The sequence below is a fragment of the Streptomyces sp. NPDC086147 genome, assembly GCF_040702165.1.
GTDB lineage: Bacteria > Actinomycetota > Actinomycetes > Streptomycetales > Streptomycetaceae > Streptomyces.
In genome coordinates, this window is record NZ_JBFBJO010000004.1 from 168,109 (window position 1) to 180,292 (window position 12,184).

12 protein-coding genes and 2 pseudogenes are annotated in these 12,184 nt (G+C 75.5%); 8 read left to right on the plus strand and 6 right to left on the minus strand.

What is annotated here, in order from left to right:
- Nucleotides 1–92 precede the first annotated feature (92 nt).
- The 4 genes from AB0398_RS11470 (at nucleotide 93) to AB0398_RS11485 (ending at nucleotide 3,757) form a co-directional block, all read left to right on the plus strand.
- Nucleotides 93–2,333: a phage holin family protein gene (locus tag AB0398_RS11470; protein WP_366373957.1), complete on the plus strand. Its 2,241-nt coding sequence runs from the start codon at nucleotides 93–95 to the stop codon at nucleotides 2,331–2,333.
- A gap of 113 nt (nucleotides 2,334–2,446) precedes the next feature.
- A complete protein-coding gene (locus AB0398_RS11475) occupies nucleotides 2,447–2,824 on the plus strand; it encodes a hypothetical protein (protein WP_366373959.1) in 378 nt (125 codons plus the stop codon).
- A 59-nt stretch (nucleotides 2,825–2,883) separates the two neighbouring features.
- A complete protein-coding gene (locus AB0398_RS11480) occupies nucleotides 2,884–3,042 on the plus strand; it encodes a hypothetical protein (protein ID WP_366373960.1) in 159 nt (52 codons plus the stop codon).
- Nucleotides 3,043–3,340: 298 nt separating this feature from the next.
- Nucleotides 3,341–3,757 (plus strand): hypothetical protein, encoded by a 417-nt coding sequence (locus tag AB0398_RS11485; protein WP_366373962.1) that lies wholly within the window; start codon nucleotides 3,341–3,343, stop codon nucleotides 3,755–3,757.
- Here AB0398_RS11485 and AB0398_RS11490 read toward each other — a convergent pair.
- Nucleotides 3,747–4,604 carry a helix-turn-helix transcriptional regulator gene (locus tag AB0398_RS11490; protein ID WP_366373964.1) on the minus strand — a complete coding sequence of 286 codons (858 nt, stop codon included), beginning with the start codon at nucleotides 4,602–4,604 and terminating at the stop codon, nucleotides 3,747–3,749. The two genes, AB0398_RS11485 and AB0398_RS11490, sit on opposite strands and share 11 nt — an antisense overlap.
- A 104-nt stretch (nucleotides 4,605–4,708) precedes the next feature.
- On the opposite strand from AB0398_RS11490, the gene AB0398_RS11495 reads away from it, so the two are divergent.
- Both AB0398_RS11495 and AB0398_RS11500 read left to right on the plus strand, forming a co-directional pair.
- Nucleotides 4,709–5,014 (plus strand): 4a-hydroxytetrahydrobiopterin dehydratase, encoded by a 306-nt coding sequence (locus AB0398_RS11495; protein WP_366373966.1) that lies wholly within the window; start codon nucleotides 4,709–4,711, stop codon nucleotides 5,012–5,014.
- A gap of 38 nt (nucleotides 5,015–5,052) precedes the next feature.
- Nucleotides 5,053–5,799 carry a class I SAM-dependent methyltransferase gene (locus AB0398_RS11500; protein WP_366373968.1) on the plus strand — a complete coding sequence of 249 codons (747 nt, stop codon included), beginning with the start codon at nucleotides 5,053–5,055 and terminating at the stop codon, nucleotides 5,797–5,799.
- Nucleotides 5,800–5,818: 19 nt separating this feature from the next.
- Here AB0398_RS11500 and AB0398_RS11505 read toward each other — a convergent pair.
- Nucleotides 5,819–6,061 (minus strand): annotated as a pseudogene (locus AB0398_RS11505) (NmrA family transcriptional regulator); the annotation flags it as partial.
- Here AB0398_RS11505 and AB0398_RS11510 point away from each other — a divergent pair.
- Both AB0398_RS11510 and AB0398_RS11515 read left to right on the plus strand, forming a co-directional pair.
- Nucleotides 6,054–6,437, plus strand: a pseudogene (locus AB0398_RS11510) (AraC family transcriptional regulator); the annotation flags it as partial. The pseudogenes AB0398_RS11505 and AB0398_RS11510 overlap by 8 nt on opposite strands.
- 82 nt (nucleotides 6,438–6,519) lie before the next feature.
- Nucleotides 6,520–7,425 carry a class I SAM-dependent methyltransferase gene (locus tag AB0398_RS11515; protein ID WP_366373970.1) on the plus strand — a complete coding sequence of 302 codons (906 nt, stop codon included), beginning with the start codon at nucleotides 6,520–6,522 and terminating at the stop codon, nucleotides 7,423–7,425.
- 23 nt (nucleotides 7,426–7,448) lie between these two features.
- Here AB0398_RS11515 and AB0398_RS11520 read toward each other — a convergent pair whose 3' ends face one another.
- From AB0398_RS11520 to AB0398_RS11535, 4 genes are all read right to left on the minus strand, one after another.
- On the minus strand, nucleotides 7,449–7,913 hold the full coding sequence (locus AB0398_RS11520; RefSeq protein ID WP_366373972.1) for an RICIN domain-containing protein: 465 nt from the start codon (nucleotides 7,911–7,913) through the stop codon (nucleotides 7,449–7,451).
- A gap of 149 nt (nucleotides 7,914–8,062) precedes the next feature.
- Nucleotides 8,063–8,857: an aldo/keto reductase gene (locus AB0398_RS11525; RefSeq protein ID WP_366374514.1), complete on the minus strand. Its 795-nt coding sequence runs from the start codon at nucleotides 8,855–8,857 to the stop codon at nucleotides 8,063–8,065.
- A gap of 188 nt (nucleotides 8,858–9,045) precedes the next feature.
- Nucleotides 9,046–10,869 (minus strand): AMP-dependent synthetase/ligase, encoded by a 1,824-nt coding sequence (locus tag AB0398_RS11530; RefSeq protein WP_366373973.1) that lies wholly within the window; start codon nucleotides 10,867–10,869, stop codon nucleotides 9,046–9,048.
- Nucleotides 10,870–11,210: 341 nt separating this feature from the next.
- Nucleotides 11,211–12,077, minus strand: coding sequence for a LysR substrate-binding domain-containing protein (locus AB0398_RS11535; protein WP_366373974.1), 867 nt, complete (start codon nucleotides 12,075–12,077; stop codon nucleotides 11,211–11,213).
- Nucleotides 12,078–12,184: the final 107 nt, after the last annotated feature.

The window sequence follows — 12,184 nt, forward strand, 5'->3', positions numbered from 1 at the left end:
ACGGGCGAGGGGGCGGTACCGGCCGTCGGTGGTTCGGGACGGGTGGGCGGTCCGCGCGGGGCTGGCGGTCAGCGGGAGGCGCGCTCGGGCGCGTGATCGTGGTGTGGGCGGTCTCCACGCTCACCCTGCTCCTCCTCGCGGGCCTGCTCCCCGACTTCCAGCTCCAGTCGCCCGACGGGGACAGCCTCACCCGCACCGCGATCACCGCCGCCTGGGCGGCCGGCGCCTTCGGCCTGCTCGGCGCGCTCGTGTGGCCCCTCCTCGTACGGGCGCTGCTGCTCGTCCCGGCCCTCGTCCTCGGCCTGTTCGGCTTCCTCCTCAACGGCTCGCTGCTGCTCGTCGCGCTCTGGGTGACCCCCGAGGGGGACGCCGCCGCCGACCCCGAGACCGCCGTCGTGGTCGCGGCCGTCATGTCCGCCGTCGCCTCCGCCACCTCCACGGGCCTCGCCGTCCGCGACGACGACGCCTACCGGCGCCGCCTCTACCGGCTCACCGGCCGCACCCGGCCCCGCGCCCCCGGCGACCCGGCGGACGCCGTCCCCGGCACCCTCTTCCTCCAGCTCGACGGCGTCGGCCACCGCGTGCTGCGCGACGCCGTCGCCGACGGGCTCATGCCGACCGTCGCCTCCTGGCTGGCGGCCGGCCACCGGCTCACCCCCTGGCGCACCGACTGGTCCAGCCAGACCGGCGCCAGCCAGCTCGGCATCCTGCACGGCTCCAACGAGGACGTGCCCGCCTTCCGCTGGTACGAGAAGGACACCGGCCGGGTCATGGTGTCCAACCGCCCGGCCAGTGCCGTCGAACTCCAGCGGCGGGCGGTGCGCCGCACCGGCGACGGCGGGCTCCTCACCTACGACGGGGCCTCCCGGGGCAACCTCTTCAGCGGCGGCGCCGAGCAGGTCGCCCTCGTCCTGTCGGTGGCCGCCCGGCGCGGCCGGCGCAACCGCTCCCGGGCCGGCTACTTCGCCTACTTCTCCGACCCGGCCAACGCGGTCCGCACCGCCGGGTCGTTCGTCAACGAGTGCGTCCGCGAGGTGGGCCAGTCGGCGCGGGCGCGGCTGCGCCGCGAGACCCCGAGGATCTCGCGCGGCGGCACGTACCCCCTCGTCCGCGCCTTCGCGACGGTCCTGGAGCGGGACGTGGTGGTCTCGGCCGTGATGGGGGACATGCTGGCGGGCCGGACCGCGGTCTACGCCGACCTCGTGGCGTACGACGAGGTGGCCCACCACTCCGGCCCGCACGGCCGGGACACCGACCAGGTGCTGCGCCGCCTCGACCGCTCGATCGCGCTGATCGCGGACGTCGCCGAGCACGCCCCGCGCCCGTACCGGATCGTGCTCCTCTCCGACCACGGGCAGAGCCCCGGCGAGACCTTCGAGGCGGTGTACGGGCTGACGCTCAAGGACCTGGTGAGGGCCGGGTGCGGGCTGCCCGTGCCGCGCCGGGTACGGCGCACCCGCAGCGGCTCGGAGGCGCGGGACGCGGCCAGGGACGCGCTGCGCAGCGCGCTGCACCGGCCGCTCGACGAGGTCGACGAGACGGCGCGCGAGCTGCCCGCCAAGCCCTCCGAACCGATGGTCCTCGCCTCCGGCAACCTCGGCCTCGTCTCCTTCCCCGACGTGCCGCACCGGATGACCCGGGAGGAGATCGACCGGCGCCACCCGGCCCTGCTCCGCACCCTCGCCCACCACCCGGGCGTCGGCTTCGTCCTCGTGGCGAGCGCCGAGCACGGCTCGGTGGTCCTGGCCGGCGACGGGACCGAGGTCCCGGTCGCCGAGCTGACCGACGACGGGCCGCTGGCCGTATTCGGGAGGGGCACGGCGCGGGCCGTGCGGCGCACGGACGGCTTCCCGCACGTCGCGGACATCATGGTCAACTCCATGTACGACCCGGAGACCGGCGCCGTGCACGCCTTCGAGGAGCAGATCGGCTCGCACGGCGGCCTCGGCGGCGAGCAGTCGGAGCCCTTCCTGCTCTCGCCGCCGGAACTCTCGCCGCCGGTGGGGGAGGGGGAGGAGCTGGTCGGCGCGGAGCAGGTGCACCGGGTCCTGCGCCGCTGGCTGCGGGAGTCCTCGGGGCCGCAGGTGCCGGTGGGGGAGGCGGGAGTCGCGGAAGTCCCGGCGGCGCCGGGGCGGGTGGAGCCGGGCCTTCCGGGCGACGGGCCGGCCGACGCCTCGGCCGGCGCTCGGGCCGGCGGCCCGGACGGGGAGACGGGTCGCGGCCCGGTCGACGGCTCGCCCGGCGGTTCCGCGGGCGAACCCGCGGACGATCCCGTGGACGAGTCCGTCGGCAGGCCGGTCCACGGACCCGCCGTGCGGGACGAGAAGCGCTGATCGCGGAGGTGACCGCCGGGGTGGTGAATCCCGGGGGCCGGGCGTAGGCCGGCCGGGCGGATCTCGGGCCCCGGGCGCCGCGCCGGGACCCGCGCGGGGCAGTACGGATCTCCGTGAGCCCCGCGCCCGAGCCGACCGCAGCGCCCGCCGCCCCGGCGGGCCGCCGGACGCGCCCGGGCCACCACCGCCGGGTCGTCGTCCTCCTCCTCGTCCTCGCCGCGCTGTTCGGCGCCGGTGCCCCGGCCCCGCTCTCCGGCGCCTCCCCGCCGCCCGCCGCGGCCGCCCCAACCTCCGACCCGGGCGGCGAGACCCACGACCAGGCCGCCGGCACCGCCCTTCCCGCCCGTACGAGACGGCACCGCACCGGCCTGCGCCCCACCGGGCCCCGGCGCCGGAACCGCGAACGCCGGGGGCGCCGCCGGGACCCGCTCCCCGCCCCCGTAACCGCCCCGCGCGAGGACGCGCTCCGGTGCGTGGTGATGCGCTGCTGAGAGGCCCCGCCCTCACCGCAGCCCCCTCACCCACCCTTCGCACCGCGAGGAGCTCCGCCATGCCCGTCGATCCGTTCGCCGTCCTCCACGCCCTGATGCGGGCCGAGGCCTCCCGGGCCCGGCGCGCCGACCGTGCCGCGCCCGAATCCGGCGCCCCGGCCCAGGAACCCGCCCCGGCTCCGGAACCGCCCGCGTCCCGGAGCGAATCCGTCCGCTGACACCCGGGAACGGCTCGACGCGGGTCACGACGGGATCCGGCGTGCGGACCGGTGTCCGGAGGCGCGGGGCGGTCCGCCGCCCCCGACCGACCGGAGCGCCGGCCCCGCCCGGCCCGCCGGCCCGCGTCCGGCCCCACCCCCACGGGACGCCCCGGCATTACCTCCCACGTCATCGACCCCCCGCCCGCCGCCCGGCATGCTCATGAGCACCGGAACCCGGGCGGCGCACTCCGTCCGGGCTCCGGGCCCACCACCCGTACGAACGTCCCGTACGCACGTCCCCGGAAGGTGATCCGCCATGTCCCAGGCCCTGCCCACCGGCCTCGCCCGCGCCGCCCGCTCCCACACGGCACTGCGCCGCCTCCTCGCCCTCGACGCCGTCGTCACCGGGGCCAACGGCATCGCCTACGCCACCGCCTCCCGCCCCCTCGGCGAACTCCTCGGGATCGACGCGGGCCCGCTGCTCGGACTCGGCCTGTTCCTGACCGCGTTCGCGGCCGGGGTGGCCTGGCTGGCGAGCCGCCCGCAGCCCCCGGCGCCCGCCGTGAAGCTCGTCGTCGACGCCAACCTCCTGTGGGCCGTCCTGAGCGCCGTCGCCCTGGTCGCCTGGCTGGAGCCGACCACCGCCGGCCTGGTGTGGACACCGCTCCAGGCGGTCGCCGTCGCCGGGTTCGCCGCGCTCCAGTGGACCGCCCTGCGGGCCCTCAGCCGCTGACGGCCGCCTCCCCGCCCGCCGTGTCCGCCGTGTCCTCCGCGAGTGACCGCAGGTACGCGGCCGTCTCCGGGTCGGCCGGGATCAGCGTCTCGATGGCCAGCTCGGCGACCGTCACGTCCATCGGGGTGTTGAACGTCGAGATCGACGACACGAACGACAGCACCCGCCCGTCGTGCTCGATCCGCAGCGGCAGCGCGAAGTACGGATACGGCTCCGTCTCCGTCTCCAGTTCCTCCGGTCCGCTCCCCGCGCCGGGAGGCGGCGGATACGCCGCCACCTCCTCGTACAGCTCCCGCAGCGCATGCGAGCGGGACAGGGCGATCTGACGCTCCATCTGGGACAGCAGATGGCCCCGCCACTCCCGCAGGTTGCGGATCCGGGGCGCCAGGCCCTCCGGGTGCAGGGCGATCCGCATCGTGTTCAGCGGCGGGGCGAGCAGGTGCTCGGGCAGCCCGCCGAGCAGCATCCCGATGCCCCGGTTGGCCGCCACCACCGTGTACGAGCCGTCCACCACGAGCGCCGGATACGGCTCGTACCCCCGCAGCAGCCGCTCGACGCCCTCCCGGAGCGCCTCCAGGCGCGGGGCGTCGAGCGGCGTCTCCGCGTACCGGGGGGCGTAACCCGCGGCGAGCAGCAGCGCGTTCCGCTCCCGCACCGGCACCTCCAGGTGCTCGGCGAGCCGCAGGACCATCTCCTCGCTCGGCCGGGAGCGGCCCGTCTCCACGAACGAGACGTGCCGCGCCGAGGAGCCCGCGCGCAGTGCCAGCTCCAACTGGCTCAGCCGGCGCCGCTCCCGCCATCCGCGCAGCAGCGGCCCCACTCCCGTGTCGCTCACGACGGTCGTCATGGCCAGACGGTATCCCAGAGGGGGAGCCCGGGTACCTTTCCCGGGAACCCCCGAGAACCGTCACCGCCCGTCACCCGCGCCACCCGACCGGAGGGAGCACCGCCGTGCCCACGGAACCGCTGTCCCAGAAGGAGATCGAGGACCGCCTGAGGGAACTCCCCGGCTGGTCCGTCGAGGACGACCGCCTCACCCGGGCCTACCGGCTCGGCGACCACTTCGCGGCGACCGCCCTCGTCGTCCACGTGGCCCAGATCCAGCAGGAGCTGAACCACCACTCCGACCTGACCCTCGGCTACGACTCCGTCGCCCTCTCCGTGCACACCCACTCGGCGGGCGGCGCCCTCACCGGGAAGGACTTCGAACTCGCCGAGCGCGTCGAGCGGATCGCCCCCGGCCACGGCGCCCGCTGACCCGCCGCCGGTCCGGCGGGCTCCGTAGGATCGCCGCCATGGCGGAGACCGTGCTCGACTACGAGGCCGAGGCAGCGCACTACGACCGGACCCGGGGCGGTGTGCCCCGGGCCGAGGCGGCGGCCGCGGCCGTCCTGCGGCTCGTGCCGCCCGGCGCCCGCACCCTGCTCGACCTGGCCTGCGGCACCGGCCTCGTCACCGAGCGGCTCGTCCGCCCCGGCCTGCGCGTGTACGGGGCGGACGCCGCGCACGCGATGCTGCGGGTCGCCGCCGGGCGGGTGCCGGGACGGACCGTGCGCGCCGACACCCGGCGCCTTCCGCTGCCCGACGCCTCCCTCGACGCGGTCTGCGCGGTCTGGCTGCTCCACCTCGTTCCCTTCGCGGCGGACGTCGTGGCGGAGGCCGCCCGCGTCCTGCGGCCCGGCGGGGTCCTGATCGCCACCGTCGACAAGGACGCGGCCCACGATGTCGGCAGCGACATCGACGCGGTCCTGCGCCCCCACCGCCGGACCGGGGCGGCCTCCGACGGCTCCGGGCCGATCGCCCGGGCCGCCGCCGCCCACGGCCTCGTCCCCGCCGCCGGTGCCCGCTTCACCGGGCACGGCCAGGGCGCCACTCCGCGCGACACCGTACGGAAGCTGCGCGCGGGGTACTTCGCCTCCTGGTTCCAGGGCGACCCGGCCGTCGTCGACGCGCTCGCCGCCGCCCTGGCCGCCCTGCCGGACCAGGACCGGCGCCGCCCCGACCCCCGCTACCGCCTTGTCTCCTTCGTCGGCCGGGGCTGACGCCCGCCCCTCCCCCTCCTCAGGCCTCCCCGCCCCACGCCTCCGCCGCGAACGCGGCGAAGGAGCGTGGCTCGCGGCCCAGGACCCGCTTCACGCCGTCCGTGGCCGAGGAGTTGTGGCCGTCGAGGAGCGTCGCGAACAGGGCCGAGAGCCAGGCGGCCTCGCCGGCCGGGAACCCGAAGCCGGTGAGGAGTTCGGCGTACGCGGCCTCCGACACCGGCTCGTAGACCACCGGGCGGCCCGAGGCGCGGGCGATCTCCGCCGTCCGTGCCTGGTTCTCCCGCCCCGGCGCCGAAGCCCCCGCCTGGTACCGGGCGATGGGCGACCCGGTGGTCGGCCGGGCGCTCCGCCTGCTCCAGAACGACCCCGCCCACCCCTGGACCGTCGCCTCGCTCGCCGCGAAGACGGGTGTGTCGCGGGCCGCGCTCGCCCGCCGGTTCACCGCTCTCGTCGGGGAGCCCCCGATGGCGTACCTCACCGGCTGGCGGCTCGCGCTCGCCGCCGACCTGCTGCGCGGGACGGACGCCACCGTCGAGTCCGTCGCCCGACAGGTCGGCTACAGCGGGGCGTTCGCCCTGAGCGCCGCCTTCAAACGGGTACGGGGCCTCAACCCGCAGGAGCACCGCGCCGACGCGTGAGGCGGCGGGCACCGCCCTCGCGGTGTTTGCCGTACCGGCAACATTTCTCGCGCTCCCGGCCACCCTGCCGCACCCTGGAACCATGAGTCAGCACGCATCCCACCAGGGCCACCCGCACGGCCACGGCCACGCCCCTCAGGACAGCACCCACCTCGACTGGAACCTGCTCGCCCCGCTCCTGGAACGCCAGGCGGAGGTCGCGAGCCCCGCCTACGCGGACGCCGCCGCCTGGCTCGGCACCCTCGCCCCGGCACAGGGCGTCCGCCGGGTCCTCGACGTCGGCAGCGGCCCCGGCGTCGTCACCGCCGTACTCGCCGAGGCCTTCCCGGCGGCCGACACCGTCGCCGTCGACGGCACCCCCGAACTCCTCGAACGGGCCCGGGCCCGCGCCGAGGCCCGCGGACTCGGCGCCCGGGTCTCCACCCTCCACGCCGAACTCCCCGAGGGCATCGGGTCCCTGGGCGAGGCCGACATCATCTGGGCGGGCAACTCCCTGCACCACCTGGGCGACCAGGGCGCCGCGCTCAAGGAGTTCGCCGGACTCCTCAACCCCGGCGGCCTGATGGTCCTCGTCGAGGGCGGCCTGCCCACCCGGCACCTGCCCTGGCACATCGGGATGGGCCGGCCCGGCCTGGAGGCCCGGTTCGACGCCGCCAACGCCGACTGGTTCGGCGAGATGCGCGCCGAACTGCCCGACTCCAAGGACGAGCCGGACGACTGGCGGGCCCTCCTCGCCGGCGCGGGCCTCACCCCGTCCGGCACCCGCACCTTCCTCACCGACCTGCCCGCGCCCGTCTCCCCGGTCGTGCGCGAGCTGGCCGTCGCCCACTACGAGCGCCTCCGGGAAGGCTTCGGCGCCCGCCTCGACCCGGACGACAAGGCGACGCTCGACCGGCTCCTCGACCCGGCCGACGCGCTCTCCCTGCACCACCGCACGGACCTGTTCCACCTCACGGCCCGCACCGTCCACACCGCCCGCAAGGGCTGACGGACCGCACCGCGACCGAGGGTTCAGGACACCGGCTCCAACCGCCACCACTGGAACGGGGAGTCGGTGTCCTCCCACTGCCGCACGTCCCCGCCGTCCCGCTCCGAGCCGTCCGCGACCTCCAGGAGCAGCCCGCTGACGAAGCTCACGAGGGCCACGGTGCCGGGCGACTGGAGATCCTGCTCGATGACCCACTCCTGCGCGCCGAAGTTGTTCGCCCGCCACTGCTGGACGCGCGCGCCGTTCTCCGTGGACGCGTTCGCGACGTCGAGCCGTTTGCCGCTGGCCGCGTTGACCAGGTGGTAGAGCCCGCCGCCGTTCGGCACGGGCGCGATGTGCCAGTGCTGCCCGGGAGTTCCGTTCGCGGTGCCCTGCTGCACCTTCGCCCCCGCGCGCGAGGACCCCTCGTACACCTCCAGGAGCAGCCCGCTCGCCACGTTCCGCACCTGGTAGACGCCCTCCTCCACGGGCTCCGGCGCACCGCTCACCGTACCGACTCCTCACGCTCCACCGACCGCTCGGGACGCACGGCGCCCCCGGCCCCCCGACGGGACCCCACCGACCCTACGTCCGGGGTACGACAACGGGCGCCGGAGCCGTCCGCACGGCTCCGGCGCCCGTGGGCCCGTCCGGGGGATCAGGCGCCGACGTTGAACTCGGCCGGGTTCGGACCGAGGCGCCGGTTCTCGTCGAGGGCGGCGATCGCGGCCAGGTCCTCGTCGTCCAGCTCGAAGCCGAAGACGTCGATGTTCTCGGCGATCCGCGAGGGGGTGACTGACTTCGGGATCACCACGTTCCCGAGCTGGAGGTGCCAGCGCAGCACCACCTGGGCCGGGGTCCGGTCGTGCTTCCGCGCGATCGCGACGATCGCCGGGACCTCCAGGAGGCCCTTGCCCTGACCGAGCGGCGACCAGGCCTCGGTCGCGATGCCGTGGCGGGCGTGCGCCTCGCGCGAGGCCTGCTGGGAGAGCTGCGGGTGCAGCTCGATCTGGTTGACGGCGGGCACGACCGACGTCTCGCCGATCAGCCGCTCCAGGTGCTCCGGGAGGAAGTTCGACACGCCGATCGCCCGGGCGCGCCCGTCCGCGAGGATCTTCTCGAACGCCCGGTAGGTGTCGACGTACGCGTCCTTCTCCGGCACCGGCCAGTGGATCAGGTACAGGTCGACGTGGTCGAGTCCCAGCTTGTCGAGGGAGGCGTCGAAGGCGCGCAGCGTCGTGTCGTAGCCCTGCTCGCCGTTCCACAGCTTGGTGGTGACGAACAGGTCCTCGCGGGCGATCCCGGACCCGGCGACGGCGCGGCCGGTGCCCCGCTCGTTCTCATAGATCGCGGCGGTGTCGATCGAGCGGTAGCCGGCCTCCAGGGCGGTCGCCACGGCCTTCTCCGCCTCGTCGTCCGGCACCTGCCAGACGCCGAAGCCCAGCTGCGGCATCGATACGCCGTTGTTCAGGGTGACCTGGGGAACCTTGCTGTCCGTGCTCACGTGAGGGGAGTCCTTACGTTGTGTGACGTCGTACGGGGTACTCCCAGCGTCAACGATCACGGGCCGCTCCGCATTCCACGAAGGGCGTTCCGGTTGCGCGGGCGCGCCTCCGCACCGGCCGTACGGACCGCCCCGCCTCAGCCGTACAGGGCCGCGACCTCCGTCGCGTACGCCTGTTCGATCGCTCTCCGCTTCAGCTTCAGGGAGGGGGTGAGCAGCCCGTGCTCCTCGCTGAAGGGGTGCGCCAGGATCCGGAAGGTCCGGATCGACTCGGCCTGCGAGACCAGCGTGTTCGCCGCGACCACGCCCCGCCGGATCTCCGTCTCCAGGGCCGGGTCGCGCACCAGCTCGGCCGGGGAGAGCGGCGGCCGCCCCTGGATCGCGAGCCAGTGCTCCACCGCCTCCTGGTCGAGCGTCACCAGGGCGGCGACGTACGGGCGGTCGTTGCCGACGACGATGCACTGGGCGATCAGCGGATGCGCCCGCACCCGCTCCTCCAGGGCCCCGGGGGAGACGCTCTTGCCGCCCGAGGTCACCAGGATCTCCTTCTTCCGCCCGGTGATCGTCAGATAGCCGTCCTCGTCGAGGCTGCCGATGTCCCCGGTGGCCAGCCACCCGTCGTTGAGGACGGCGGCGGTCGACTCGGGATCGTTGAGGTAGCCGGAGAAGACCTGGCCGCCGTGCAGCCACACCTCCCCGTCCTCCGCGATGTGCACCGTCGTCCCCGGCACCGGCTGCCCGACCGTGCCGTACTTGATCCGCTCGGGCGGGTTCGCCGTGGCGGCGGCCGAGGACTCGGTGAGCCCGTACCCCTCGAAGACCGTGACCCCCGCCCCCGCGAAGAAGAGGCCCAGCCTGCGGTCCATCGCCGAACCGCCCGACATCGCGTGCCGGACCCGCCCGCCCAGCGCCCCGCGGACCTTCCCGTACACCGTCTTCTCGAAGAACTGGTGCTGCACGCGCAGCGCCGCCGACGGCCCGGGTCCGCGCCCGAACGCCCTCTGCTCCAGCGCCTCCGCGTACGCCACCGCCACCTCCACCGCCTTGTCGAAGGAGCCGGCCTTCCCCTCGGCCTCCGCCCTGCGCCGCGCCGCGTGGAAGACCTTCTCGAAGACGTACGGCACGGCCAGGACGAAGCTCGGCCGGAAGGCCGCCAGGTCGGGGAGGAGCTCGGCCGCCGCCATCACGGGCTGGTGCCCCAGCTTCACCCCTCCCCGGACCGCCGCGACCTCCACCATCCGCCCGAAGACGTGCGCCAGCGGCAGGAACAGCAGCGTCGAGGCAGGCTCCCCCTGCCGGGAGCGGAACACCGACTCCCAGCGGCCCGTCACCATGTCCGTCTCGAACATCAGGTGGGAGTGGGTGATCACACAGCCCTTGGGGCGGCCGGTCGTCCCCGACGTGTAGATGACCGTCGCCACCGTCTCGGGGGTCACCGCCCGCCGGTGCCGGTGCACGACCTCCTCGTCGATGCCGGCCCCCGCCGCCGTCAGCTCGGCCACCGCGCCCGCGTCCAGCTGCCACAGCCGCCGCAGCAGGGGCAGCCGGTCGACCACCGAGCCGATCGTCATGGCGTGGTCCTCGTGCTCCACCACGCACGCCGTGACCTCGGCGTCGTGCAGCATCCAGAGGACCTGGTCGGCGGAGGAGGTCGGATAGACCGGCACAGGCTGCGCGCCCAGTGTCCACAGGGCGAAGTCGAAGAGCGTCCACTCGTACCGGGTGCGGGCCATGATCGCGACCCGGTCGCCGAACCGCACCCCCTCCGCGACCAGCCCCTTCGCGAGGCCCGCGACCTCGTCCCGGAACCGGGCGGCCGTCACGTCCCGCCACTCCCCGCCCGGTCCCCTGCGGCCGAAAGCGATCCGGTCCGGGTCGGCCAGGGCGTGCGCGAACACGGCGTCCGCCAGACCGCCGACCTGAGGCGCCGCCTCGACGGGCGGCACGGTGAACTCGCGCACTGACCTGCTCCTCGACGGCTCGATGGCTGAAAAAGCCCCTTGGTCGCTCTCCGTACGGCGCGGGTGACGGTACCCCACCCGCCTGCCCGGCGGGAGGACCTTCACCAAGCCGGGACATTCACCGTTCGCACAGGTCAGAATGGGTGGAGGAGTCAAGTCGGGGGCGCGGCGGGGGGATTGCGTACCGGGCGGTACGTCCGCCGGGCGCGAATCTCCACGGAATCTGTACGGGCCGCTCACGCGGGGACGCCGGACGCCGGGCGGGAGGCTCCGCCTGTGGGGACACCGGACGCCGGCGGGAGGCTCTGCCGGCGGGGGCGCCGAACGCCGGGCGGGGCCCGTCAGCGCGGGCGGTGCAGCCGGTCCCCGCCCGTCAGGATCGCCTCCGCGAGCGCGTCGGCCGCCACCTGCGTCTCCCCGCCCCGGCGCCCCTTCCGCAGCACGAAGCCCACCTCGCCGAGGTCCGGGAGTCCGGCCCGGGCCGGCACCGGCACGAGCCCCGGCGGCACCAGGCCCCGGGTGTGCGCCATCACCCCGAGCCCCGCGCGGGCCGCCGCCACGTTCGCGCTCAGGCTGGAGCTCGTACAGGCGATCCGCCACGCCCGGCCCTGCGCCTCCAGGGCCTCCAGGGCCCGCGCACGGGTGATCCCCGGCGGCGGGTACAGGATGAGCGGCACCGGCCTGTCCGGCTCGATCCGCAGCCCCGGCGACCCGATCCAGATCAGGGAGTCCTCCCAGACGAGCCGGCCCCCGCTCTCCGTGCCCCGCCGCTTGGCCAGGATCAGATCGAGCCGGCCGGCCGCGAGGCGGGCCTGGAGCGTCCCCGAGAGCTCGACCGTCAGCTCCAGGTCGACCTCGGGGTGCTCGCGCCGGAAGGACTCCAGGATCTCCGGCAGCCGGGTCGTCACGAAGTCCTCCGACGCGCCGAACCGCAGCCGCCCGCGCAGCCGCGTCCCGCCGAAGAACGCCGCCGCCCGCTCATGCGCCTGGAGGATCGTCCGCGCGAAGCCGAGCATCGCCTCGCCGTCCTCGGTCAGCTCCACGCGGTGCGTGTCCCGGCTGAAGAGCGGCCGCCCGGTCGCCTCCTCCAGGCGCCGCACGTGCTGGCTGACGGTCGACTGGCGCAGCCCGAGCCGCTCCGCGGCGCGCGTGAAGCTCAGCGTCTGGGCCACGGCGAGGAAGGTGCGCACCTGGGCGGGCTCGTACACGGGAGGAGGTTATCGCGGTACGTGATGACAGTCAGAGCACTGTGCGGGATTCCCGATCACCGGGCCGTGGAGCAGGATGGACCCGCCCGTGAGCCGCCGCCGCGGCG